Annotated in this window: 22 protein-coding genes; 8 read left to right on the top strand and 14 right to left on the bottom strand. The window is 59.2% G+C overall.

All coding sequences use genetic code 11. The features are described 5' to 3' along the window. Window positions 1-121 precede the first annotated feature (121 nt). From proY to phoB, 6 genes are all read right to left on the bottom strand, one after another. The gene (proY, locus tag SB719_RS11975; protein ID WP_065649975.1) at window positions 122-1,477 is read right to left on the bottom strand and encodes a proline-specific permease ProY; all 1,356 of its coding nucleotides are present in this window, start codon (window positions 1,475-1,477) and stop codon (window positions 122-124) included. A 69-nt stretch (window positions 1,478-1,546) separates the two neighbouring features. After that, the gene (brnQ, locus tag SB719_RS11970; RefSeq protein WP_304235492.1) at window positions 1,547-2,866 is read right to left on the bottom strand and encodes a branched-chain amino acid transport system II carrier protein; all 1,320 of its coding nucleotides are present in this window, start codon (window positions 2,864-2,866) and stop codon (window positions 1,547-1,549) included. 401 nt (window positions 2,867-3,267) lie between these two features. After that, window positions 3,268-4,374 (bottom strand): cobalamin-independent methionine synthase II family protein, encoded by a 1,107-nt coding sequence (locus tag SB719_RS11965; protein ID WP_304235495.1) that lies wholly within the window; start codon window positions 4,372-4,374, stop codon window positions 3,268-3,270. A 169-nt stretch (window positions 4,375-4,543) separates the two neighbouring features. Then, window positions 4,544-5,464 carry a PstS family phosphate ABC transporter substrate-binding protein gene (locus tag SB719_RS11960; RefSeq protein ID WP_292969837.1) on the bottom strand — a complete coding sequence of 307 codons (921 nt, stop codon included), beginning with the start codon at window positions 5,462-5,464 and terminating at the stop codon, window positions 4,544-4,546. Window positions 5,465-5,532: 68 nt separating this feature from the next. Then, on the bottom strand, window positions 5,533-6,843 hold the full coding sequence (gene phoR, locus SB719_RS11955; protein ID WP_304235497.1) for a phosphate regulon sensor histidine kinase PhoR: 1,311 nt from the start codon (window positions 6,841-6,843) through the stop codon (window positions 5,533-5,535). A 15-nt stretch (window positions 6,844-6,858) separates the two neighbouring features. Continuing rightward, window positions 6,859-7,548 (bottom strand): phosphate response regulator transcription factor PhoB, encoded by a 690-nt coding sequence (phoB, locus tag SB719_RS11950; RefSeq protein WP_065649979.1) that lies wholly within the window; start codon window positions 7,546-7,548, stop codon window positions 6,859-6,861. Between the two features lie 192 nt (window positions 7,549-7,740). On the opposite strand from phoB, the gene sbcD reads away from it, so the two are divergent. From sbcD to SB719_RS11935, 3 genes are all read left to right on the top strand, one after another. Next, on the top strand, window positions 7,741-8,958 hold the full coding sequence (gene sbcD, locus SB719_RS11945; RefSeq protein WP_304235500.1) for an exonuclease subunit SbcD: 1,218 nt from the start codon (window positions 7,741-7,743) through the stop codon (window positions 8,956-8,958). Further along, window positions 8,955-12,632 (top strand): SbcC/MukB-like Walker B domain-containing protein, encoded by a 3,678-nt coding sequence (locus tag SB719_RS11940; protein ID WP_304235503.1) that lies wholly within the window; start codon window positions 8,955-8,957, stop codon window positions 12,630-12,632. The genes sbcD and SB719_RS11940 overlap by 4 nt, the downstream gene beginning before the upstream one ends. 103 nt (window positions 12,633-12,735) lie before the next feature. Beyond that, a complete protein-coding gene (locus tag SB719_RS11935; protein WP_292969372.1) occupies window positions 12,736-13,125 on the top strand; it encodes a cell envelope integrity TolA C-terminal domain-containing protein in 390 nt (129 codons plus the stop codon). Here the strand turns inward: SB719_RS11935 and mak are convergent. Further along, window positions 13,120-14,043: a fructokinase gene (gene mak / locus SB719_RS11930; RefSeq protein WP_293006636.1), complete on the bottom strand. Its 924-nt coding sequence runs from the start codon at window positions 14,041-14,043 to the stop codon at window positions 13,120-13,122. The genes SB719_RS11935 and mak overlap by 6 nt on opposite strands. Window positions 14,044-14,190: 147 nt before the next feature. Between mak and rdgC the strand changes: the two genes are divergently transcribed. Then, window positions 14,191-15,102: a recombination-associated protein RdgC gene (rdgC, locus tag SB719_RS11925; RefSeq protein ID WP_412159259.1), complete on the top strand. Its 912-nt coding sequence runs from the start codon at window positions 14,191-14,193 to the stop codon at window positions 15,100-15,102. Between the two features lie 56 nt (window positions 15,103-15,158). Here the strand turns inward: rdgC and ppnP are convergent, their stop codons facing one another. The 3 genes from ppnP to aroL form a co-directional block, all read right to left on the bottom strand. Then, window positions 15,159-15,443 (bottom strand): pyrimidine/purine nucleoside phosphorylase, encoded by a 285-nt coding sequence (gene ppnP, locus SB719_RS11920; protein WP_039382944.1) that lies wholly within the window; start codon window positions 15,441-15,443, stop codon window positions 15,159-15,161. Window positions 15,444-15,586: 143 nt separating this feature from the next. Further along, on the bottom strand, window positions 15,587-15,778 hold the full coding sequence (locus tag SB719_RS11915; RefSeq protein ID WP_065649985.1) for a YaiA family protein: 192 nt from the start codon (window positions 15,776-15,778) through the stop codon (window positions 15,587-15,589). 111 nt (window positions 15,779-15,889) lie between these two features. After that, window positions 15,890-16,414: a shikimate kinase AroL gene (gene aroL, locus SB719_RS11910; RefSeq protein ID WP_304235510.1), complete on the bottom strand. Its 525-nt coding sequence runs from the start codon at window positions 16,412-16,414 to the stop codon at window positions 15,890-15,892. Between the two features lie 284 nt (window positions 16,415-16,698). Here aroL and SB719_RS11905 point away from each other — a divergent pair, with 284 nt between their 5' ends. After that, complete coding sequence (locus SB719_RS11905) at window positions 16,699-17,358, top strand: DUF2076 domain-containing protein (protein WP_304235513.1); 660 nt, start codon at window positions 16,699-16,701, stop codon at window positions 17,356-17,358. Here the strand turns inward: SB719_RS11905 and SB719_RS11900 are convergent, their stop codons facing one another. Further along, complete coding sequence (locus SB719_RS11900) at window positions 17,359-17,802, bottom strand: YaiI/YqxD family protein (RefSeq protein WP_065649988.1); 444 nt, start codon at window positions 17,800-17,802, stop codon at window positions 17,359-17,361. 142 nt (window positions 17,803-17,944) lie between these two features. Between SB719_RS11900 and proC the strand changes: the two genes are divergently transcribed. Continuing rightward, entirely contained in the window at window positions 17,945-18,757 is an 813-nt protein-coding gene (proC, locus tag SB719_RS11895; protein WP_304235517.1) for a pyrroline-5-carboxylate reductase, read from the top strand. A 67-nt stretch (window positions 18,758-18,824) separates the two neighbouring features. Here proC and SB719_RS11890 read toward each other — a convergent pair whose 3' ends face one another. The 3 genes from SB719_RS11890 to iraP all read right to left on the bottom strand — a co-directional run bounded on the left by SB719_RS11890 (window position 18,825) and on the right by iraP (window position 21,129). Further along, window positions 18,825-20,351 carry an FAD-dependent oxidoreductase gene (locus tag SB719_RS11890; RefSeq protein ID WP_304235519.1) on the bottom strand — a complete coding sequence of 509 codons (1,527 nt, stop codon included), beginning with the start codon at window positions 20,349-20,351 and terminating at the stop codon, window positions 18,825-18,827. A 134-nt stretch (window positions 20,352-20,485) separates the two neighbouring features. After that, a complete protein-coding gene (locus tag SB719_RS11885; RefSeq protein ID WP_304235521.1) occupies window positions 20,486-20,794 on the bottom strand; it encodes a PsiF family protein in 309 nt (102 codons plus the stop codon). Between the two features lie 80 nt (window positions 20,795-20,874). Beyond that, window positions 20,875-21,129 (bottom strand): anti-adapter protein IraP, encoded by a 255-nt coding sequence (iraP, locus tag SB719_RS11880; protein WP_065649992.1) that lies wholly within the window; start codon window positions 21,127-21,129, stop codon window positions 20,875-20,877. 254 nt (window positions 21,130-21,383) lie between these two features. Here iraP and SB719_RS11875 point away from each other — a divergent pair, with 254 nt between their 5' ends. Both SB719_RS11875 and SB719_RS11870 read left to right on the top strand, forming a co-directional pair. Beyond that, the gene (locus SB719_RS11875; RefSeq protein ID WP_314686932.1) at window positions 21,384-24,476 is read left to right on the top strand and encodes a beta-galactosidase; all 3,093 of its coding nucleotides are present in this window, start codon (window positions 21,384-21,386) and stop codon (window positions 24,474-24,476) included. Window positions 24,477-24,628: 152 nt separating this feature from the next. Continuing rightward, window positions 24,629-24,880, top strand: a complete 252-nt coding sequence (locus tag SB719_RS11870) for a biofilm development regulator YmgB/AriR family protein (RefSeq protein WP_039382934.1) — start codon at window positions 24,629-24,631, stop codon at window positions 24,878-24,880. Window positions 24,881-24,886 lie beyond the last annotated feature (6 nt).

Below are 24,886 nucleotides of genomic sequence, written 5' to 3'. Positions count from 1 at the left end.
GTTTTGACCTATTTTTCCGTTTTTGTTCTATTTTTCGGCGACAGGATGCGCCGAATACTTTTTTTCCATAAAAAAAGTCGCCACACAGGGCGACTCTTTTCTTTTCAGCTCAGCGTAACGCTCAGCGTTTCTGTCTTTTTACCAGTGGCCATGCCAGCAGCAGCAGCACAATCCATGCAAAGCCCACATAGAGTGAAATTCGCGTATCCGGGAAGTAGCCAATCAGCGCAATGATAAAGGCGAGAAACAGCACGCCTGCCCAGGTCGTGGCACTGCCGCCTGGCACGGCAAACTGCAGCTGTGCCGCCTGCGCCTTACCAATTTTGCGCCGGAATGCAATCTGCGACAGCAGGATCATGATCCACACCCACACCGTGGCAAAGGTCGCCAGCGAGGCGATCACCAAAAAGACTTTTTCCGGCATCAGATAGTTAAGATAAACGGCGATGAGCATCGCGAACATCATCACCACCACCGTGACCCACGGGATACCGCGCGAAGAGACTTTCTGAAACACTTTAGGCGCGTGACCCTGCTGCGCCATACCGTGCAGCATACGTCCCACACCAAACACATCGCTGTTGATGGCAGACAGCGAAGCGGTCAGCACGACAAAGTTAAGAATTGACGCCGCCGCAGCAATCCCCAGATGCTGGAACGTCAGCACAAACGGGCTGCCCTCGGTACCCACCTGATTCCACGGGTAGATCGACATGATGACAAACAGCGTGCCGACATAAAACACCAGGATACGCAGCGGCACTGAATTGATCGCGCGCGGAATGGATTTGGCTGGCTCATCCGCTTCACCGGCAGTAATACCGATGATCTCGATGCCCCCATAGGCAAACATCACCATCTGCAGGGAGAGCAGCATACCCACAATACCGTGGGCGAAGAAACCGCCGTTGCTCCAGAGATTATGGATCCCGGTTGGCTGGCCGCCGTTGCCGATGCCCCAGAAAATCATGCCAAAACCCGCCACAATCATGATGATAATGGTGGCGACCTTGAAGAAGGAGAACCAGAACTCTACCTCGCCAAATACCTTCACGCTCATCAGGTTGATGGCACCAATAATCAGCACCACTGACAGCACCCAGATCCAGTGCGGCACCTCCGGAAACCAGACACCCATATAAATGCCAAAGGCAGTGACGTCCGCAATCGCCACAATCAGGATCTCAAAGCAGTAGGTCCAGCCGGTGATGTAGCCCGCCAGCGGACCGAGATAATCCTGCGCATAGCGGGAAAAGGAGCTGGATTGCGGGTTGTTAACCGACATCTCTCCCAGCGCACGCATAATGATATAGGCCACTGCGCCGCCGATAATATAGGCCAGCAAAACGCTGGGGCCCGCCATCCTGATAGCATCCGCCGAGCCGTAAAACAGCCCGGTGCCGATTGCCGATCCCAGCGCCATAAAGCGAATATGGCGCGTGCTCAGTCCGCGTTTGAGCGTGTTGGTTTCTTGCATAACAAACAGGTCCTGTGAAAATGAAAAAACCACGGGCAAGCCCGTGGTCGGAATGAACAGCCGTGTCGTTTACTGCCGGACCGCTACCTGCTGCGATCCTTTAACGCGATCCACGACGGCAGCAATCACCATCATTGCCAGCGAAGGCGGCAGCCAGGCGAGTCCCTGATCGGCCAGCGGCAGATGCTGACTGAACAGCGGCAGTATCTCTTTAAAGCTGGTGGTTTTGATTGCATCCACAATGCCAAACAGCAGGCTGACCAGCATGGTTGGCGCAATAATACGCGCGCTGCGGTTCCACCAGCTGAGGGTGAAGCTTAGCACTATCAGCACGATACAGGGCGGATAAATTGCTGTCAGCACCGGGATAGAGATCTGAATCAGATGGCTCAGGCCCAGATTCGACACCACCATTGAGAACAGGCCCAGAATAAACACCAGCGCTTTATACGACAGCGGCAGATATTGTGCAAAAAATTCAGCGCAGGCGCAGGTCAGGCCAACGGCCGTTACCATGCAGGCGATAAAGATCAGCGCAGCCAGGAAGAAGCTGCCCATGCTGCCAAACGTCTGCTGTACGTACGCATGCAGGATCGCGGCGCCGTTAGCATTCTGGTCAACCAGACCGGCACTGCCGGAGCCGAGCTTAAACAGGCTCAGGTAAACCAGCGTCAGTCCGACACCGGCGATAAGGCCAGCCAGCATGGTGTAGCGCGTCAGCAGTTTCGCATCTTCAACGCCGCGTGAACGCGCCGCATTCACAATCACAATACCAAACACCAGGGCGCCCAGCGTATCCATGGTGAGATAGCCATTCACAAAACCGGTAGAGAACGCGGCGCGCTGATAGTCTGCCGTCGCAGGTGCAATACCGCCTGCCGGCCAGACCAGCGCCGCTACGCCGAGTATGGTCAGCGCCACAATTTTCAGCGGTGCCAGCACGTGCCCTACGGTATCCAGCAGTTTGCCCGGATAGAGAGAGATGCCGATCACCAGCGCAAAGTAGATCAGGCTGTAGATAAACAGCGGCAGCGCGCCGTCACCGGTCAGCGGAGCGATACCGACTTCAAACGACACTGTTGCGGTACGGGGTGTTGCGAACAGCGGGCCCACGGCCAGATAGCAGACCGTCGCCAGCAGCAGACCCGCCGCTTTACCGATTGGCGAGCTGAGCGCATCGATGCCGCCGCCAACGCGCGCCAGCGCAATCACGGTCATAACCGGCAGGCCAACCGCGGTAGCGAGGAAACCGAATGCAGCAACCCAGACGTGTTCACCAGACTGAATGCCCACCATAGGTGGAAAGATAATGTTGCCTGCGCCAACAAACAGGGCAAAGGTCATAAAGCCCAGCGCAAGGATGTCCTTCGGGGTTAAACGGTATGTCATAACGTCTGTCGTGCCTGTAGCTGATGTTGCGGTGGAAGTTGAGTTTGTGTTGTCCCCTGATTGCGCAGTAACAATGGCTTAGCTGGATTAACCAGTGCGAAATGCGGGCCGAATCGAGACAGCGCAGGTGATTTAATCTGCTTTTCTTCTGTTCACAGAGGGATGAATCGACAACGGCGCAAATTAAAACGTTTATAGCGGAGAAAGACAATACAGGATCGAAAAACCAGAAGGATATCGCGCATAAGCGCATGCAGGCAGTGATTATGGGCGAAATAGCCGCTAAACGCCCCAGATGATTTGTTTAAAATTCAGACAAACCAAAAGTTGTTCTTGCATAAGTGCGGTTCCGGATGCACAAAAGGCGCGATTTACGCGCCTGTCTGCACAACTTTACACTCTCACCACACCTGTTTAGCAATATCCACGACCAGGCGGATCTTCTGCCACTGTTCCGCTTCGCTCAGGCTGTTGCCCTCTTCGGTAGAGGCAAAACCGCACTGCGGACTGAGGCAGATCTGATTGAGGCTGATATATTGCGCCGCTTCCTGCAGCCGCGCTTTGACCTGTTCAGGATCTTCCAGCGCGCCGGTTTTCGTTGTGATAAGACCGAGTACCGCTTTCTGATGGCCTGGCTTAATGAAGCGCAGCGGCTCAAATCCGCCGGAGCGCTCATTGTCATACTCCAGGAAAAAGGCGTCGATATTCACGCTGCCGAACAGGATTTCCGCTACCGGCTCATAGCCGCCTTCCGATATCCAGGTAGAACGGAAGTTGCCGCGGCACACGTGCAGCCCGACGGTGAGATCCGCCGGTTTGTCTGCCAGCGCTGCGTTGAGTACCTGTGCATAGGTGCGGGCCAGCGCCTGCGGATCGTCACCGCGCGCGCGGATCTGTTCCTGCTGTTCACCGGAGCAGAGATAGGCCCAGACGGTGTCGTCCAGCTGCAGATAGCGGCAGCCGGCAGCATAAAACGCGGCAATGGCGTCTTTATAGGTCTGAGCCAGATCGGCAAAATAGGCGTCCAGATCGGGATAAACCGTGGCGTCGATAACCTTACGGCCGCCGCGGAAATGCAGCACGCTCGGGCTGGGAATGGTCATTTTAGCTACCGCATCGCCGGCGATACTCTGCAGAAAGCGGAAGTGATCCAGCATCGGATGCGCCGGATTAAACGAGACTTTACCGGTGACTTTTACGCCGTGCGCTTTGGTCTGCACGCCGTTGAACTGGATACCCTGCTCCGCTTCAAACAGCTCCACGCCATTCAGGTCGCCAAAGAAATCAAAATGCCACCATGCGCGACGGAACTCTCCGTCGGTAACAACCTGCAGGCCATTGGCGCGCTGCTGCTCTACCACATGACGGATAGCCTGATCTTCCACTTCGCGCAGCTGCTCAGCGCTAATTTCACCACGGGCGTGCTGCTCGCGTGCCTGTTTGATCGCAGCGGGACGCAGAAAACTGCCGACGGTATCGGCGCGGAACGGGGCATGCAGAGCGGACATAGATTCTCCTTGCAGACCGGTAGTTGCGGTCAGGTATAATTTCTCATGGTTATTTTAGCCGTCTGGATGGCTATATGTCCAAAGAGTGCCACGCTTCAGCGCGCAGGGCAACGGAAGAATTTTCAGCAGACATGAAGAAAATTCACTTTCCTGTGTCCGTTCTTCATATTTATTCAATGGCCGCCCGCGCAGCAGAGATTTGCGTGTCTGAGAGAGGTAAATAGCCCGCTTCCGCCACCCGGCGCTGCCCCTGCGACGATAGCACCTGATGCAGAAATGCAGCCACCAGCGGTGGCAGCGGCTTGCCGGGCGGTTTGTTCACATAAATATAGAGTGGCCGCGACCAGGGATAGCGGCCACTGCGGATCGACCCGGCATCAGGCATGATGCTTTCACCGGTTCGGGTCACTATCGGCAGCATCCTTACGCCGCTGAGATGAAAGCCAAAGCTGGCGTAGCCGATACTCTCTGGCGTGGCCGCTACCGCCTGCACCACGGCAGCCGAGCCGGGGAACTCCGCCACGTCAGCGCGAAAATCGCCGCGACAGAGCGCCTGCTGTTTGAAGAAGCCCCAGGTGCCGGAGGCGGAGTTGCGGCCAAAGCGCTGGATACGCCGCTGCGCCCATTTACCGTCTGCAACGCCTGTATCGCCCCAGCGCTGCGGCACCTGCGTGCCGCCGCACAGGCGGGTGACGGAATAGATCGCATCAAGCTGCGGCTGACTGATACTCCGTAACGGATTAGCCTGATTCACCACCACCACCAGCGCATCCATCGCAACCGGGACAGCGAGCGGTGCGTAGCCGTAACGGGCAATGAAGAGCTGACGTTCCTCATTTTGCATCGGCCGGCTCATTGCGCCCAGCTGTGCGGCACCTGCCGCCAGCGCCGTTGGCGCGGTCGAAGAGCCCGCAGCCTGAACCTGAACGTTAACGCCGGGCGCCTGCAGGCTGAAATCTTCTCCCCACAGCGTCATCAGGTAGCCCAGCGTGTCGGACCCCACGCTACTGAGATTGCCGGTCAGCATCGCTTTTTGCGCCTGCGCCAGAACCGGGGAGAGCAGCAACAACGTGAAGAGCAGAGATTTCAGCATGGTGCCGCCGTCAGAGAAAAGAGAAATGCTATTGTGGCGCGCCGGCGAAAGCGGCGCAATGCTGATTACCCTGCCCGTTCCTGCGCGGCCTCTTCCACAATCAGACGCGACGGCAGCAGAAAGCGAAAGCAGGTCTCCTGATGCGGCTGGCTGGTGATCTCCAGCCGGGCGTTGTGATGGCTCAGCGCATGCTTGACGATCGCCAGCCCCAGTCCGCTGCCCCCTGTTGCCCGGGAACGCGCTTTATCAACGCGGTAAAAGCGCTCCGTCAGGCGCGGCAGATGCTCTTCGCTGATGCCGGGGCCGTTATCGCAAACTTTAAACTCTGCCCCCTGTCGCGTGCGCAGCCAGCTGACAGTGATATGGGTGCCTTCCGGCGTGTGATTAACCGCGTTATAGACCAGGTTAGAGATAGCGCTGCGCAGCTGCTCGTCGTTACCCAGTACGCGCAGATGAGGATCGGTTTGAAAGTGAATAACGTGACGCCCCTGGCTCAGCGTTTCCGCTTCGCGCTGCAGCAGATGCAGCATGGCCGGCACGTCGACCCGCTCTTTGAGATCGAGCGCCGGCGCCGCCTCAATGCGTGACAGCGTCAGCAGCTGCCTGACCAGACTGTCCATGCGCCGGGTCTGCTCCTGCATCGTACCCAGCGCTTTGCTGCGCGTGCGCGCATTCATCGCCTCATCGTCCATCATTTCCAGATAGCCCTGCAGCACCGTGAGCGGCGTGCGCAGTTCATGACTGACGTTGGCAAAAAAGTTGCGGCGGGCGCCCTCCAGCTGATGCATCTGGGTCACGTCGCGCGCCACCATCAGCCACTGCCCTTCACTGTAAGGCATCACGCGGAACTCCATGTGCCGCTGATTGTTCAGCACCACCGTCAGCGGCCGGTCAAAATCGCGCTGGCGGATATAGCGGGAGAATTCCGGATAGCGCAGCAGGTTGAGAATATTCTGGCCGTTATCCTCCGGCCAGCGCAGCCCCAGATGCTGCTGAGCGAGGCCGTTACACCAGAAAATGGTTCCCTCTTCGGTGGTCAGCACCACGGCATCCGGCAGCGACTCCGCGCCGCTGCGAAAGCGTTTGATCAGGTTTCCCAGCTCGCGGCGGCGGCGGCGGTTACGCAGCTGCATCTGATAGAGGCCATAAAACAGCGGCTCCCAGCTGCCGCGCCCGGTGGGTGGTGTCATTGAGCGGTCGACCCACAGCCAGTGGGAGAGACGCATCAGGTTAGCGAAATGCCAGAGCAGAACGCCTGAAACAGCAGCCAGCAGCCACCACGGCAGATAGCCAGACAGCAGGCCGAGCAGCAGCGCAGGCAGACAGGCCAGCACCAGCTCGGTCAGTAATCGCTTCCAGGAGAGGCGTTCCAGCACGGTAGCAGGCTCCGTTTAGTAGCGGGCAGAGAAACGGTACCCTGTTCCGCGTACGGTTTGTACCATGCGGTCATGGCCGGAGGTTTCCAGTGCTTTACGCAGGCGACGGATATGGACATCAACGGTGCGATCTTCGACATACACATTGGTGCCCCAGACGTGGTTCAGCAGCTGTTCACGACTGTAGACCCGCTCCGGATGCGTCATAAAAAAATGCAGCAGTTTATATTCAGTCGGCCCCATCTCCAGCGGCGTGGTTTCCGACATCACGCGATGTGAGGAGGGATCGAGACTCAGTCCCTGCATCTCAATCACCTCTTCGACCGCCATCGGGGAGATACGCCGCATCACGGCTTTGATGCGCGCCATCAGCTCTTTTGGTGAGAACGGCTTGGTGATGTAATCGTCGGCACCCACTTCCAGCCCGCGCACGCGATCTTCTTCTTCACCGCGCGCGGTCAGCATCATGACCGGGATATCGCGCGTCATGGCTTCACGCTTCAGATGCTTAATAAACTGAATGCCGCTGCCGCCGGGTAACATCCAGTCCAGCAGGATCAGATCGGGCCAGGGCTCAATCAGCCGGCTAATCGCGCTGTCATAATCGTCCGCTTCGATTGGCTGGTAGTCATTCTGTTCCAGCACAAAACATAACATCTCCCGGATGGGTGCTTCATCTTCCACAACCAAAATGCGCTTGGCCATTATTGCTCCTGCGAGTGTGACGGGATGTCACTGGGATATGCGGCGTCATTATGCGTCAGTTTTATGACACTTTTATGAAAAACCCTGCCCGTAAGCAAGAGATAAAAACGGCAGCATCACCGGCAAAAACGTGTTTTTTCCTTTACGGCCGAAGCCGTTATACTGGCCGCCAGCTTTCAGGCAGGACACCCCATGCGCATTATTCACACCGCAGACTGGCATCTCGGTCAGTTTTTTTACAGCAAGAGTCGCGCCGCAGAACATCAGGCTTTTCTCGACTGGCTGCTCCGGCAAATTGCTGAGCATCAGGTTGATGCACTGATCGTGGCAGGCGATCTGTTTGATACCGGCTCACCCCCCAGTTATGCCCGTGAAATGTTTAACCGGTTCGTCGTCGCGCTACAGCCCAGCGGCTGTCAGCTGATTGTGCTGGCGGGCAACCACGATTCGGTTGCCACGCTGAATGAGTCGCGTGAACTGCTGGCCTGCCTCAATACCCGGGTGATCACCAGCGCCACGCCCGGCGGCGAACAGCAGGTGCTGACGCTGATGCGCCGTGACGGATCGCCGGGCGCACTGCTGTGCGCCATACCCTATCTGCGCCCGCGCGATATTCTGCGCAGCCGGGCCGGTCAGTCCGGTCGCGACAAACAGCTGTCGCTGCTGCAGGCGATTGAACAGCACTATCAGCACTGCTACAACGCCGCCGTGGCAGAACGAGACCGGCTGGATCAGCCGCTGCCGATCATCGCCACCGGCCACCTCACTACCGTGGGCGTGACCAAAAGCGACGCGGTACGCGATATCTATATCGGCACGCTGGATGCGTTTCCGGCGCAGGCGTTTCCGCCCGCAGACTATATTGCGCTCGGCCATATTCACCGCGCGCAGCGGATTGGCGGCACGGATCATATTCGCTACAGCGGCTCCCCTATCCCGCTCAGCTTTGATGAAACCGGACGAGATAAAAGCGTCTTTCTGCTCGATTTTAGCAGCACGCTGGAGCGCGTCACTGCGCTGCCTGTACCCGCCTTTCAGCCTATGCAGATGCTAAAAGGATCGATGGCAGACATTGAGGCACAGCTGGCACAGTTTGCGCGCTATGACGGGCCGCTGCCGGTATGGCTGGATATTGAGATCACCACGCAGGAGTATCTCACCGATCTGCAGCGGCGTATTGAACAGCTCACAGCCACCCTGCCGGTAGAGGTGCTGCTGGTGCGCCGCAGTCGTACGCTGCGTCAGCGCAGCCTGGAGCAGCTCACTAATGAAACACTGAGCGAGTTAAAGGTAGAAGAGGTGTTTGCCCGTCGTCTGGCGCAGGAGTCAGAGCTGGACGCGCAGCAGAGTGACGGGCTGACCCGCCTGTTTCGCACCGCGCTGGCTGCGCTGGAGGATCCATCCGCATGAAAATTCTGACGTTACGTTTTAAAAATCTCAACGCGCTGCGCGGCGAATGGCTGATCGACTTCCGTCAGGAGCCGTTTGCCAGCAACGGCCTGTTTGCCATCACGGGTGCCACCGGCGCCGGGAAAACCACGCTGCTCGATGCCATCTGTCTGGCGCTCTATCACCAGACGCCGCGCCTTGGCGGACTGTCGCAGAGTGAAAATCAGCTGATGACGCGCGACACCGCCGAGTGTCTGGCCGAAGTGGAGTTTGAAGTTAAAGGTGAGGCCTGGCGCGCTTTCTGGAGCCAGAACCGCGCACGCGGTCAGGCTGACGGCAAGCTGCAGGCGCCACGCGTTGAGCTGGCGCGGGTCGCCGATAACCAGATCGTGGCGGATAAAGTCGGCGATAAGCTGAAAGCCATAGAGTCGCTCTCCGGGCTTGATTTTGCCCGCTTCACCCGTTCAATGATGCTGTCGCAGGGTCAGTTTGCGGCATTTCTGAACGCCCGGCCCGGCGAGCGCGCCGAACTGCTGGAGGAGCTGACCGGGACCGAAATTTATGGCGATATCTCCATCCATATCTTTGAACGCTGGCGCGCGGCGCGTGCGGCGCTTGAAACGCTGCGCGCCCGTGCCGGCGGCATGACGCTGCTGGATGAAGCGCAGCGTGCGGCGCTCACACAGCAGCTGAACACATTAAGCGCTGAAGAAGTCGCGCTGAATACCCAGCTCACGCAGGCGCAGGAACAGCAGCAGTGGCTGACGCAGGCGCAGCAGCTGACGCAGGAGCAGCAGATCGCTGCCGCAGCGCGTCAGGCTGCCGAACAGGCGTGGCAGCAGGCGCATACAGATCGCCAGCGACTGGCGCGCGCCGAACCGGCAGAGAAGCTGCGTGCCGGGCTGCAGCTGCGCGGGCAGCTGCAGCAGGACAGCGATGCACAGCAGCAGCTGATCCGCCAGCTGCAGCAGCAGCAACAGCAGGCTGAAGCGACGCTGCAGCAGGCAGAACACGGCTATCAGCAGGCGCTGCAGATGCGCGATGATGTGGCCGGGGCGGGACAGCAGCTTGAAACGCTGCTGACGGAGCAGGTGCTGCCGCTCGATCAGCAGATAGCGCGCACCGCACAGCAGCTGAGTGAACAGCAGCAGCTGCTGACACAGCAACAGCAGGCGGTCGCGCAGAGCGAACAGGCGCTGCAGCAGCAGCAGCAGGCGAGTGAACGCTTACAGCAACAGCTGGCGGAACAGCAGGCGTGGCGCACGCGCGAAGCGGCTACCGCGGGCTGGGGGCCGGAGCTGGCGCGCTGGCAGGCGGATATCGATCATCTTGAGGGGCGTGAACAGGCGGCGACGCAGCTTGCCGAACAGCGGCAGCGGCAGCGACAGCAGCTGGCGCAGCAGCAGCAGGCGCTGGCGGCGCGCGAACAGGCGGCTCAGCCATTAGCGCAGGCGGAAGCGGAGAGCCGCCAGCAGCGCGAACAGGCTGAGCAGGCGCTGACCTCTCTGGAAAATCAGCAGCGCAGCGCCGATCTGCGTGACGCCCTCGCCCGCTATCAGCAGCAGCGTGCCCCGCGTCAGCAGCTGACGCTGCTGGCCGCGCAGTGGCAATCGCTGCAGCCGCAGCGCATACAGCGCGCTACCCGGCTGAAGCAGCTGCAGCAGAGTTACCGGGAGGGTGAAGCGACGCTGCAGACGCTGCGCGACAGCTGGAAGCGCGAGCAGCAGGCGCTGCTCGATCTGCGTCGCCTGTGTGAACTGGAACGGACCATCGCCCGGCTGGCTGATGAGCGCGCCAGGTTACAGCCTGACACCCCCTGCCCGCTGTGTGGTTCCTGTCAGCATCCGGCGATAGCGGAATATCAGCAGGTCAGACCGGATGACAATCAGCAGCGACTTGCCGCGCTGGAGACGGCCGTCGCGCAGCTAAAAGAGTCAGGTACGGCACAGGGCGAACAGCAAAAACTCTCCCTGCAGCAGCAGCAGGCGCTTGAAGAGGAGCTGGCTGAACTGGATCGCCAGCTGGCGGCACTGGATAGCGAGTGGCAGGCGCTGTGCGCTACTCTGGGGCTGCACTATTCGCCTGCACAGCATGCGGAATTCACCGCCTGGCAGCAGCAGCTGGAGGCGCAGGCGCTGACGGAGCAACAGCAGCTGCAGGCGCGCGAGCAGGCAGCGGCAGCGCTGCAGCAGGCCAAAGATGCGCATCTGCAGCAGCAGCAGCAGTGGCAGCAGCACCAGCAGCAGCAGCAGCTTGCGCAGCAGCAGCTGGAGAGCGCACAGCAGCTGCTGGCCGATCTGGAACAGCGCCTCCGGGATGAGCAGCAGGCGCTGCAGCAGTATACGACGCGGCTGACAGAGCAGCTCAGTGCCCATCAGCTTATTCTGCCGGACGCCGCCGGACGCGCCAGCTGGCTCGCTGCACAGCAGCAGCGCTGGCAGCGCTGGCAGGAAAGTGAGCAGTTACTGACTTCTCTGCAGCCGCAGCTCGCCAGAGCCGGAAGCGAGCAGCACAGCCTGCAGCAGACGCTGCAGCGTGAACAGCAGCAGCAGGAGAGCCTGCAGCGCGCTCTGACGCTGATGCAGCAGCAGCAGCAGGAGCAACAGCAGCAGCGCAACCAGCTGTTTGGGTCGCGCAGCGTGACGGAGGCGCGCCAGCAGCAGCACGCGCGACTGCAGCAGCAGGAACAGGCGCTGGCACAGGCGCTGCAGCAGCGGCAGCAGGCGCACAGCGGGCTGCACAGCCTGCAGGGGCAGCTGGCGCAAACGCACAGCCAGCAGACCGCCCTGACAGAGCGTCTGCAGCAGGCTGAGCAGCAGTTCTGCCAGGCGCTGCAGCAGAGCGCGTTTGCGGATGAAGCGGCGCTACGCGCGGCGCTGCTGCCGGAAGAGACGCTGCAGCAGTTGCGCACACAGCTGCAGCAGCTGGAGCAGCAGCGTTTGCAACAGATCGCCCGCGATGAGCAGCTGGAGCAGCGACTGACGCAGCATCAGCAGCAGCGTCCGGCTGGCCTCAGCGATGAGCAGGCTGCCACGCTCAGCCAGCAGCTTGAGACGTTACGTCTGACGCTGCGTGATAACGCGCGCCAGCAGGGAGAAGCGCAGCAGCAGCTGCAGAGTGATGCGGCCCTGCGTCAGCAGCAGCAGACGCTGCTGGCAGAGATCGCTGCCGATGAAGCTGAGCTGGTGCAGCTAAGCCGCCTCAACGATCTGATTGGTTCAGCCAAAGGGGATAAGTTCCGGCGTTTTGCTCAGGGGTTAACGCTGGATCATCTGGTATGGCTGGCAAATCGTCAGCTCGATCGCCTGCATGGCCGCTATCTGCTGCAGCGACGCCTCAGCGATGAGCTGGAGCTGGAGGTGGTGGATACCTGGCAGGCGGACGCCACCCGCGATACCCGGACGCTTTCGGGTGGTGAAAGTTTTCTGGTGAGTCTGGCGCTGGCGCTGGCGCTTTCCGACCTGGTCAGCCATAAAACCCGCATTGAATCCCTGTTTCTCGATGAAGGGTTTGGCACGCTTGATGCGGAAACGCTGGATACCGCGCTCGACGCGCTGGATGCGCTTAACGCCAGCGGGAAAACCATTGGCGTGATCAGCCACGTTGAGGCGATGAAAGAGCGTATTCCGGTTCAGATCCGGGTACGAAAAATGAATGGTCTGGGATACAGCAAGCTGCTGCTGCCGGGTGAGTAACCTGCGACTGATTCTGGTTCTGCAGAGAGTCAGAGGAATGCCATAGCTTTCCGCCCGGCGCGCGGTAGACTCAGCAGCTGACTTCCGTTTATCAGGCTCTGTTATGAAAATACCGTTTATTGCCGCCGCAGCGGGCCTGCTGCTGACAACGCTGATGCTGAATGGCTGCGCCCGTTCGCCTGCCGTTCAGCCCGTCGCATCAGCCAACCTGTGTGAGCCGGATGCGGCGCCGGAAAGCGCTTCCTGCCACTGGACGCGCAGCGTTCAGCATCAGCTTAACCAGCAGTTCCGCGATGCGGCACGCTATGCCGGACAGCAGTGCTGGCTGCGACTGGAGTGGCAGGCCAGCGGACGCTTTGCCGTCACCCAGACGCAGGGTGACGAGGCGCTGTGCCTGCGCGCCTGGCAGCTGGTTGCCCGGTCCGGCGCGCTGCCCCCGCCGCCCGATCGCACGCAGCCGGCGTGGTTTGGTTTTGCGCCACATACGTCATAACGTTGCCTGCCCTTCCAGTGGCCAGAGCCAGGCTGCACCGCGCACGCCGCTGGAATCGCCGTGCAGCGCTTTACGTACCGGCGTTTCACACTCGCGGCCAAACACCCAGGGTTTCATCAGGGCGGGCAGCGTCTGATACAGGCGATCCACATTACTCATACCGCCGCCCAGTACAATCACGTCGGGATCGAGCAGATTCACTACCTGCGCCAGCGCTTTCGCCAGCCGCTGTTCGTAGCGGCGCATCGCCTGCTCCGCCAGCGGATCCTGCTGCGCGATCAGCTGCATAATCTCCGCGCCTTTCAGCGCCTGTCCGCTCAGCCGCTGGTAGTCAGTGGCAAAACCGGTGCCGGAGACAAAGGTTTCAATACATCCCCGTAAGCCGCAGTAGCACGGTACTTCCTGCTGAAAGCGCTGCTCGTCGGCATCCATCCACGGCAGCGGATTGTGCCCCCACTCGCCGGCGTTGCCATTTAGCCCGATGCGCGACACGCCGTTCATGGCGATCCCCGCGCCGGATCCGGTGCCGATGATCACCGCAAACACCAGCGGCTGACCGGCGCCGGCGCCGTCCGTGGCTTCAGAGACCGCCAGACAGTTTGCATCATTGGCAATACGCACCTCCCGGCTCAGCGCCTGCGCCAGATCTTTGTCCAGCGGCTGGCCGTTCAGCCAGGTGGAGTTGGCATTTTTAACCCGCTGCGCATAAGGCGAAATCGAGCCGGGAATACCGACCCCGACGCTGCCCCGCTCTCCGGTCTGCGCCTCGGCCAGACGGACCAAATCCGCCATCGCCCCGACCGTGGCAGCGTAGTCGTTGCGCGGGGTATTCACGCGATGGCGGAACAGCTGCAGGCCGTCATCAGATAAAGCAATAACCTCTGTCTTGGTGCCGCCTAAATCGATACCGATACGCACGGGTTATTCCTCATTATTCACATGGGGTGGAGATACAGTAGAGGGGCCATTCGGGAAAGGCAATGAAACCCGGCGCAGGTTTCGCTATCATGCGCGCTCCCTGTTTGAGACTTGTGCGCCCGATCGCACCCACGGTAAGGAATCCCGATGTTGTGGTTTAAAAATATGATGGTTTATCGTCTGAATCGTGACCTTCCGCTGTCCGCAGACGATCTGGAAAAACAGCTTGATGCATTTACGTTCTCACCGTGCGGAAGTCAGGATATGGCCCAGACTGGCTGGGTATCGCCGATGGGTAACCGCGGGGAAGCGCTGGCCCACGAGGTCAACGGACAGATAGTGATCTGTGCCCGCACCGAGCAGAAAATTCTGCCGTCACCGGTCGTGAAGCAGGCGCTGGATGCCAAAATTGAGAAGCTGGAGGCAGAGCAGAGCCGCAAGCTGAAAAAAACCGAAAAAGATTCGCTGAAAGATGAAGTACTGCATAGCCTGCTGCCGCGCGCTTTCAGTCGTTTCAGTCAGACCTTTATGTGGATCGATACGGTTAATAATCTGATCGCTGTCGACTGCGCCAGCGCTAAAAAAGCGGAAGATAAGCTGGCGCTGCTGCGCAAAAGCCTCGGCTCGCTGCCGGTCGTGCCGCTGACCATGGAGAAGCCAATTGAGCTGACGCTGACGGAGTGGGTGCGCGGCGGCGAACTGCCTGCAGGCTACGATCTGATGGATGAAGCGGAGCTGAAAGCGCTGCTGGAAGATGGTGGCGTGATCCGCTGCAAGAAGCAGGATCTGATCTCCGATGAGATTGCCAATCACATTGAAGCGGGCAAAGTGGTGACCAGACTGGCGCTCGACTGGCAGGAACGAATTCAGTTTGTGATCGCTGATGATGGTTCAGTAAAACGCCTGAAATTCAGCGATACGCTGCGTGAACAGAATGATGATATCGATCGCGAGGATTTCGCTCAGCGCTTTGACGCTGACTTTACGCTGATGACCGGCGAACTCGCCGCGCTGATTGCCAGCCTGACCGATGCGCTCGGCGGCGAAGCCCCGCGTTAATAAGGCATAAAAAAAGCTGCAGCCTGAAGGTTGCAGCTCTGTCTCTCTTTTACCGTTTACAGGTAGCGGCAGAGATAGGAGGTAGGCTCAGCTACCTGCAGGTGAAACTCACTGTGGCCCGGGACGTTAAATGTGCTGCCCGCCTCATACCATTTCCACTCCGCCTCGCCTGGCAGCAGCACTTTCAGTGCGCCGCTCACCACCGTCATCTCTTCCGGCTGGCCGGTGCCAAAAGTGTACTCGCCTTCAGCCATAACGCCTACGCTGGCGCGGCCAATGGTCACGCTGTCGAACCCGATCGATTTCACTTTTCCGTCGAAATAATCACTGACATTGAGCATGCTTTTTCCTCGCAGCACATGAAGGTTATCAGCAGATTACAAGGGAAACCGTCAGAGTGTCACGTAAATAAATTGCTGCTGACGCAGCAGCAGCGCAATTCAGGAGAGTCCGGAGAATTCACTGGCGTCCCTGCCAGAGAGGTTTATTCTTTTTCCACGTCTTCGTAGCGATCTTTCGCATCCTGCGCTTCCTGCTCTGATTCGTGCTCGCTGATCAGGGAGTTCTCTTTGGGATGATCGGCACGCAGTTCATACCAGGTAACTTTGTTACCTTCAGGCCCTTTTTCGACGGCGACGACACGGGCTTCACGCGGATAGGGTGGTCTGGATGGCATCGTTTTCCCTCTCTTATCAGTGTTCCACACGGCAGGGGCAATCCGCTGCCTGTTACTGAGTATAGACCAGCATGCATTGATGCCAGTAAAGCGGGAGTTTTCTGATGACGATCAGCTGGCGCGGGCCAGAGCGAGTGAACGTATAATCTCTTCTGCAACCTGCTCAGGCGGCTGCATGGCATCGACCCGATAGTGCGCTGCCTGCTGATAAAGCGGCGCGCGCAGGCGCAGAACTTCATCCATCTCTTCTGCAATCGGCTGGCCGGTCAGGGTGGGCCGCTGCGCGGTTTCAGGCTGCTGCTGCAGCCGGTTCGCCAGCGCTTCCGCCGGCGCGCTGAGCCAGATGACATGTCCCCGCTCACGCATAAAGTGGCGATTTACCTCTGCCAGAACCATTCCGCCGCCGGTGGCAATCACCGTTGCCGGTGCGGTGACGGCGCGCAGCGCCTCAGTTTCACGCGCGCGAAAGCTCTCCCAGCCTTCACGGGCAACAATCTCAGCTACGCTGCACTCTGCTGTCTGCTGCAGATAGTGGTCGGTATCACAGAAGGTATATCCCAGCGTGCGCGCCAGCACCTGGCCGATAGTCGTTTTGCCGCATCCGCGTGCGCCAATCAGATAGATGGGTAATGACATCCGGGCTCATTCTCCGCCGTGCTCTGCCACGCCGGCAGGCCATCAGGTCAATAATGCGTCGCATAATATCCGGATTTTATTTTAGCAGCCAGTTTCAGAGCACAAATTACGCGCATTTTAGCGCGTACTATAATTAGCACACTGAATTGGTTGAGAAAAAGCATGCGCGTTTCGTGCATGCTCTGACTTATTAACGCGGGCAACATTTGCTTACCACGTCAGCGATTTACTTTCGCCGCCCCTGCCCGCATATAGATAACCTTAACGCCAACGGAGGTTCACCCATGCAAAATCAGGAACAGCAGCTCATTGAAAATCTCTTCAGCCGGTTAAAGCAGGCCGGTGAGCAGAGTGGTCCGCGCGATGCGGGTGCTGAACAGCTTATCCGTCAGCATCTGCAGAACCAGCCTGACGCGCCTTACTATATGGCCCAGGCGATTCTGATTCAGGAAGCTGCGCTGAAAAAGCTGAATGCCCGGATTACCGAACTGGAAAACATGCAGGCACAGCAGCAGGCTCCGCAGCAGAGCGGCGGCTTTCTGTCCGGTTTGTTTGGCAGCGGGTCGCGTCCGCAGCCTCAGCAGCAGCAGCAGCAGCAGTCAGGCTGGAACAATGCGGCCCCGCAGCAGCCAGCCGCGCCGGCCCGCGGCACCGGCTTTCTCGGCGGCGCGCTGCAGACGGCAGTGGGCGTGGCGGGCGGCGTGGTGATGGCAGATATGCTCACCAGCCTGTTTCATCATTCGCAGCCGGAAGAGATCGTCAATATCATCAACGAACCGGCGCTGCCGCAGGTGGACGATAACCTGGATACGTTTAACGGCAACGACAGCAGCAATGCGTTTCTCAATGACAACAGCAGCTGGAATGACAATAGTTTTGCCGACAACAGCGATCTGAATGATTTTGATAGCGGCGGCTTTGATGATGATGACAGTTTTGTCTGATCAGCGCTGACGCAGCCACTTGTCCAGCTCGTTGGCAAACAGCTGGCGGTCGCGCGGACTCAGTGCCGCCGGACCGCCGCTCTGAATGCCACTGGCACGCATTGTCTCCATAAAATCGCGCATGGTGAGGCGCTGCCGGATGGTATCAGGCGAGTAGCGCTCACCGCGCGGATTCAGCGCGGCGGCCCCTTTTTCCAGTACTTCCGCCGCCAGCGGAATGTCGCCGGTGATCACCAGCTCTCCTGGCTGTACGCGCTTCACAATTTCATTGTCTGCCACATCAAAGCCGGCCGCGACCTGCAGCGTCTTCAGCCAGGGCGAAGGCGGCACGCGCAGCGGCTGGTTAGCGACAAAGGTCACCGTCACGTTTGTGCGTTCAGCCGCGCGATAAAGCACCTCTTTAATGACGACCGGACAGGCGTCAGCATCGACCCAGATTGACATAATGGTTTCCTGATAACGAATAACAGGCGCGATCTTGCCGTGCTCGCCAGGAAAGGCAAACGATATTTTGCCGGTACTTGTTATTCACCGCCGCTGACGTAAGCTAACCCGCAGCGAAATCAACACGATTAAGGAGAGAGCGATGCTGGAGAAAAAAATCGGCTTCATCGGCTGCGGTAACATGGCGCAGGCGATCATCAGCGGCCTGACCGGCAGCGGGCTTATCGCCCCGGCCAATATTCTGGTATGGGACCGTAAAGCGGAGACCAACCAGCAGATGGCGCAGCAGCACGGGATCAGCGCAGCAGAGAGCGCAGAAGCCCTGGCGCGCGAGGCGGATATCCTGTTTGGCGCGGTCAAACCTAATGTGATCCTGAAAGTGCTCAGCGATCTGGCGGGGGTGATGAAAAAGGATGCGCTGGTGGTCTCGATTGCCGCGGGCGTGACGCTGGATTCACTGGCTGGCGTCCTGGGCCACGATCGTAAAATTGTGCGGGTGATGCCCAATACGCCGGCACTGGTCAATCAGGGCATGACCTCGGTGACCCCCAACGTGCTGGTGGAGCCGCAGGAAGTGGACGAGATCGTGGCTATCTTTGAAAGCTTCGGGAAAGCCGCGGTGGTTAATGAGTATCTGATCCATGCGGTCGTGGGCGTCAGCGGCTCTGCTCCGGCATATGTGTTTATGTTTATTGAAGCCATGGCCGACGCCGCCGTGCTGGGCGGCATGCCGCGCGCGCAGGCGTATGAGTTTGCTGCGCAGGCGGTAAAAGGCGCCGCACAAATGGTCATTGAGACGGGCAAACATCCCGCTGAGCTGAAAGATCAGGTCTGCTCGCCCGGCGGTACGACGATTGAGGCCATAAAAGCACTGGAAGAGAATGGCTTTCGCGCGGCGGTAATGAACGCCATGCAGCGCTGCATGGCGAAGTCAGAAGCGCTGAGTAAAGGCTAACCCCTGCCCGCGCCTGCCGGCAATCCGGTCCTCTTTTCTGCGCAGAGGACCGGCATCAGGCAGGGTATTACGCTGTATACTGCTCATACAGCGCTATGCCCTGCGCCAGCGTCAGCGGCTGCTGCATCGCGTCGATCAGCGCGGCAGTGAGCGTGTACAATCCTGCTGAACAGACCGCCGCAATATGGCCCTGCTGGCAGTAGAACGCGATAAACGTCTGTTCATCCAGCGAACCAAGCAGACGATAGTCATCCCACTCCTCCGCATGCCCGAGATATTCGTAACGGGTGCCGTAGTGCGCCGTCCAGAAAAAAGGCACGCGATCGTACTCAATCTGCTTATCCAGCATATTCAGCGCGGCAATCCGCCCCTGCTGGTGAGCCACGCGATAGTGCTCAATACGCTGCGTGCCGTCAGCGGTGGGATAGGTGGCAATATCACCGGCAACCCAGACGGTATCCGTCACCCGCAGCTGGCGATCGGTCAGCAGGCTGCCATCCTCCTGCAGCGTTAAGTCATGCACAAACCCGGTCGCAGGCCTGACGCCGGTGCCGAACAGCACCCGTCGTGCGGGCAGCCTTTTTCCCCCTTTGAGGCGAACTGCGGCGACCTCACTCTCCCCCTCCAGCGCCTCCGGCTCACCCTGCTCAAACGTGACACCGTTGCTGCGGTGCAGCGCATAAAAGTGTTCAGCTATCTCTTCGCCAAACTGTTTGACAAACGGCAGACGCTGGCGGGCAACCACGGTGACCTTTACACCGCGACTGCGCAGCGCTCCGGCCACTTCCATGCCGATAAAGCTGTTACCGACGATCACCAGCTCCTGCGTTTCATCGACCTCTTTCAGCAGCGCCGCAGCCTGATCGCGCGAACGCATCAGGTGAACGCCGGCCAAATCTCTGCCAGGCATATCCGGCGCCTGTGGTACGCCACCGGTGGCTACCAGCAGCCGGTCAAACCTCACCTGCTGCCCGCTCTTCAGCGTTAACGTTTGTGCACGCGCCTGCAGCTGTACCACCTCATCCTGCAGCAGCGTGACCGGTTCCAGCACATCCTCCTGCAGCAGCGTGGGCACGTCATCAATAGCCATTTTGCCCGCCGGCACAAACTTGCTCAGCGCGGTACGGTCGTACGGGGCCGCAGCCTCCCGATCAATACGAATGATGTGTCCCTTAAATCCCTCATCGCGCAGCGTCCAGATCGCCGCGGCGCCCGCCGCTCCGCTGCCAAGAATGACATAGACCGGCGCGTTATCTGTCGTAGCGGGTGCGGATGCTTCAGAGAGTGGCTGCTCACTGACGAACACGTTGCCCTGCTCAATCCGCACCGGATAACGCGTCAGGTTGGCAAGCGCCAGCGGTTCACACATTTTGCCATCCTGCAGTTGAAATACCGCTTTGTGCCACGGGCAAATCAGCCTGCCATCACAGACGGCCCCTTCAGCCAGCGGCGCGCCAGCGTGCGGGCATTTGGCCTGAAATGCCTGCACCTGCGCGCCATCACGGATCAAAATTATTTCGGTCTCGCCCACGCTAAACGGGACCGGCTTCTGCTGCGCCAGCGCGTCAAGCTCTGTGACAGATTGATAGCTCACACTTTGCTCCTTTATTATTGTCGGATGCGGGATGACAAACCCCTGCAAAGAGTAAGTGTGGCAAAGCCTGGGAAACTGGCAGGAAAAATAAAGCAAGCGGCAGCTAAGGCGTTTATCAGCCACCGCTTTTATCATCAGGCGCTTTTTTTCAGGCAGGTACTCATGAAGGTTTTGCGCGCGTCACCCGAGAGATCTTTTTCTCCGGCTGCACTGTTACAGCTTTTCATTTTCAGCTGCTGCGGCGTCATATTGCCGAGCTTGCTCTCTTTTTTCAGGCAATCGCTCATAAAGGTTTTACGCTCATCGCCTTTCAGATTTTGCGTGGCGGCCAGCTGATTACAGCGCGTCATCTTTTCCTGCTGCGGCGTTTTTTCAGCGGCGCCTGCACTGCCGACGGTAAACAGGAGGGCAGCACCAGTCAGAGCCAGTAAAGAACATTTCATTGCCAGGATCTCCGTGTAGGGGGGGCTTTATCAGTCTGGCACGAAAATCGGTAAAACAGCGGTAAATCACTCAGGCACGCTCAGTAACGCGGGTGCTTGAGCAATTTTTCGATATAGTTGCGTAATAGCGCAGCATCCGCGCTCTCTGCAATCGGTGCGGCGGGCGGCATCGCATTTTCAATCGCGCTGGCGATTTGATGATGCTGTTCTGCATTCAGCTGGCGCAGCATGGCAGTCAGCACTATCTCCAGCGCCTCGATCTGCACCACCAGATCTTTGGATGCCTCTTCTTTCTCCGCCAGCCTGAGCAGGAGTTCTGCAATCAGATTTTTCATGCAATGAACTCGATAAGGAAAGGAGTGCTGACGGTAGCACTGAGCCGAAGAAAACAACAAGCGCTTTTCCTCACTTTTGTGAATAAATAGCCCTTAAAAAAGCGTAACAATTCAACGCCTAATGGCGAAACGTTTTGCTGACGCAGACAGCCTGCTGCACATCCGGCTTTTTTGTCACGGTTTCAGCAACGAATGCTTTACAGCTGATGCTATTTGCATCAATGTGAGCGCATTACAATTAAAGAGATATCATCATGACTTCTGCACTCTCCTTAGCGGCTATTCTGGCCCGTCGCGACTGGGAAAACCCGGTGATTACCAGCCTGCAACGTCTGGACAGCCATCCGCCGTTTGCCAGCTGGCGCGACGAACAGGCCGCCCGCGACGATCGCCCGTCGCCTTCGGTGCAGTCGCTGAATGGCGAGTGGCAGTTTAGCTACTTTACTCACCCCGAAGCGGTGCCTGAGAGCTGGCTGTGGCAGGATCTGCCGGATGCTGCGACTCTGCCGGTGCCATCTAACTGGCAGCTGCACGGCTACGATGCGCCAGTTTATACCAACGTGCAGTACCCTATTCCGGTTAATCCGCCGTTTGTGCCGCAGGCTAACCCAACAGGATGCTATTCGCTCACATTCAGCGTTGATGAGCAGTGGCTGCAGCAGGGCCAGACGCGCGTTATTTTTGACGGTGTGAATTCAGCCTGCTTTGTATGGTGCAACGGACGGTGGCTGGGCTACTCCCAGGACAGCCGTCTGCCGGCAGAGTTTGATCTCAGCGCCGCCCTGCAGTCGGGCGAAAATCGCCTGGCCGTAATGGTGCTGCGCTGGTGCGACGGCAGCTATCTGGAAGATCAGGATATGTGGCGCATGAGCGGCATTTTCCGCGATGTGACGCTGCTGCATAAACCTGACACCCGCTTTGCAGATATCCAGCTTGAAACCGCGCTCAGCCCGGAGTATTCGCAGGGCGATTTACGCGTCAGCGTCAAGCTTGATGCCAGTGAAACCGCCCTGGCAGGCTGCCACATTCGCGTCAGCCTGTGGCTGGGTGAGACCTGCGTCGGCACGCAGGAGCAGATGCCCGGCAGCGCCATTATTGATGAGCGCGGACGCTATCCGGAACGGGCCACGCTGCGGCTGCCGGTAAACCAGCCGCGGCTCTGGAGTGCGGAGACGCCTCACCTTTACCGCGCAGTAGTCACACTGCTGGATGCGCAGCATCAGGTGCTGGAAGCGGAAGCGTATGACGTCGGGTTCCGGCGCGTCAGCATTGAGCAGGGACAGCTCTGCCTGAATGGCAAGCCGCTGCTGATCCGCGGCGTTAACCGCCATGAACACCATCCGGAACGCGGTCAGGTGGTGGATGAGGCCAGCATGCGCCGTGATATTGAGCTGATGAAGCGCCATAACTTCAACGCAGTGCGCTGCGCCCACTACCCTAATCATCCGCTCTGGTATCGGCTTTGCGATCGTTACGGTCTGTATGTAGTGGATGAGGCGAATATTGAAACGCACGGTATGCAGCCGATGAACCGGCTCTCTGACGATCCGCGCTGGTTTGCCGCCTTCAGCGAGCGGGTTACGCGCATGGTACAGCGCGACCGCAATCACACCTGTATCATTATCTGGTCGCTGGGCAATGAGTCCGGGCACGGCAGCACGCATGATGCGCTTTACCGCTGGGTCAAAAGCAGCGACACAACGCGCCCGGTGCAGTATGAGGGAGGCGGCGCAGACAGCGCCGCAACCGATATTATCTGCCCGATGTACGCGCGGGTCGATCAGGATCAGCCCTTCCCTGCCGTACCCAAGTGGTCGCTGAAAAAGTGGATTGGTTTGCCGGGCGAACAGCGTCCGCTGATCCTGTGTGAATACGCGCACGCCATGGGGAACAGCTTTGGCGGTTTTGCGAAGTACTGGCAGGCGTTTCGTGCGTTTCCGCGTCTGCAGGGCGGCTTTGTCTGGGACTGGGCCGATCAGAGCCTGACGCGCTATGACAGCAACGGAAACGCCTGGCAGGCGTACGGCGGCGATTTTGGCGATACCCCTAACGACCGCCAGTTCTGCATGAATGGCCTGGTCTATGCTGACCGCTCGCCGCATCCGGCCCTGTATGAAGCGCAGCGCGCGCAGCAGTTTTTCCGCTTTGAGCATGACGCCACGCAGCCAGGGCGCATCACGGTCACCAGCGAATATCTGTTCCGGCACAGCGATAACGAGCAGCTGCGCTGGGGTATTGAGCAGGACGGAGTGCCGGTGGCGACCGGCACGGTACCGCTCGATATTGCGCCACAGGGCAGCCAGCAGATTGAGATTGCGCTGCCATCAGGCCTGCAGGGTGCCGCATGGCTGAATGTCGCAGTGCATCAGCCGGAAGCCACCGCCTGGTCCGAAGCTGATGCGCGCGTCGCGTGGGATCAGTGGCAGCTGCCTGCCGCGCTGCCGCTGCGTCTGCCGGTATCCGGCAACAGTGCGCCGCAGCTGCTCATGCAGCCGGAGGAGATTGACGTGGCGATCGCGCAGCAGCGCTGGCGCTTCTCACGCCTGAGCGGTGAGCTGGTACAGTGGCAGGTGGATGAGCGGCAGACCCTGCTGACGCCGCTGCAGCCCTGCTTTATCCGCGCCCCCATCGACAACGACATTGGCACCAGTGAAGCGGCCAGCGTAGATCCCAATGCCTGGATTGAGCGCTGGCGGCGCGCCGGCTACGGGCAGCTCGAACCGGTGCTGCTGGCGATGCAGGCTGACAGCCTGGCGCACGGGGTACAGATTGAAACCTGGCATCAGTGGCGCACGCAGGAGCAGGTCTGTTTTACCACGCACCAGCGCTACTTTATCAACGCCCGGGGTGAGGTTACGCTGTCCCTGACGGTTGAGCAGGCCGCCGGGTTACCGCCGCCGGCACGTATCGGCTGGCGCTGCCAGCTGGCACACTCACCGGAGCAGGTGAGCTGGCTGGGTCTGGGCCCTCACGAAAATTATCCGGATCGCCAGCTGGCAGCGCAGTTTTCCCGCTGGCAGCTGCCGCTTGCCGATCTCACCACCGACTATGTTTTCCCCGGTGAAAACGGCTTGCGCTGCGGTACCCGGCAGCTCGACAGCGGCAGCTGGCAAATCAGCGGTGATTTCGCCTTTTCACTCAGTCGCTACAGTCTTGAGCAGCTGCGCGATACGTCACATCGTCATCTGCTGCAACCGGAAACAGGCTGCTGGCTGCATCTTGATGGTTTTCATATGGGAGTTGGCGGCGATGACTCCTGGAGCCCGAGCGTCAGCCCGGAATTTCTGCTGACGCAGCAGCGCTGGCAGATGACGCTGACGCTGCATCAGGACGATCGGCAAATGTGAAAAAATATGACGAAACGTTGCTGACAAGCTTACGGCGCGCAACTATGTTTAAAAAATAACCAGACGCGCAGCCCCTTTTGCGGGCACGCCGTTCGGGTTCTGTTGCTGCCGCCTGCTGGCGGCACGCCGTGTTGTCTCTGCGGAGGTCAGCCATGAGAACCTATCCTGACAGCGCCAGTCGGGCGATTACCGACTACTTCAACACGCCTGCCTGGCACGTGCCGCATGAGAGCGATCTGCTGGCGGCTATTATGCGGGAACTGATGGCCGAGGGGCAGCCTGCGACCAGTAAAGCGGTTATTGCGCGGGTCATTGAGAAGCTGGAGTTTGAGGGCGATGAGCAGCGTCTGCAGAGCTACCGGACGCTGCTGGCACAATTACTGGGCAGCGAGCCGGGAGCCTGAGGGATG

It is taken from the genome of Pantoea sp. SIMBA_079 (assembly GCF_046940275.1).
Lineage (GTDB): Bacteria > Pseudomonadota > Gammaproteobacteria > Enterobacterales > Enterobacteriaceae > Pantoea > Pantoea borealis.
The sequence above is the reverse complement of the archived record's forward strand: the minus strand, read 5'-3'. Positions and strand labels throughout refer to the sequence as shown.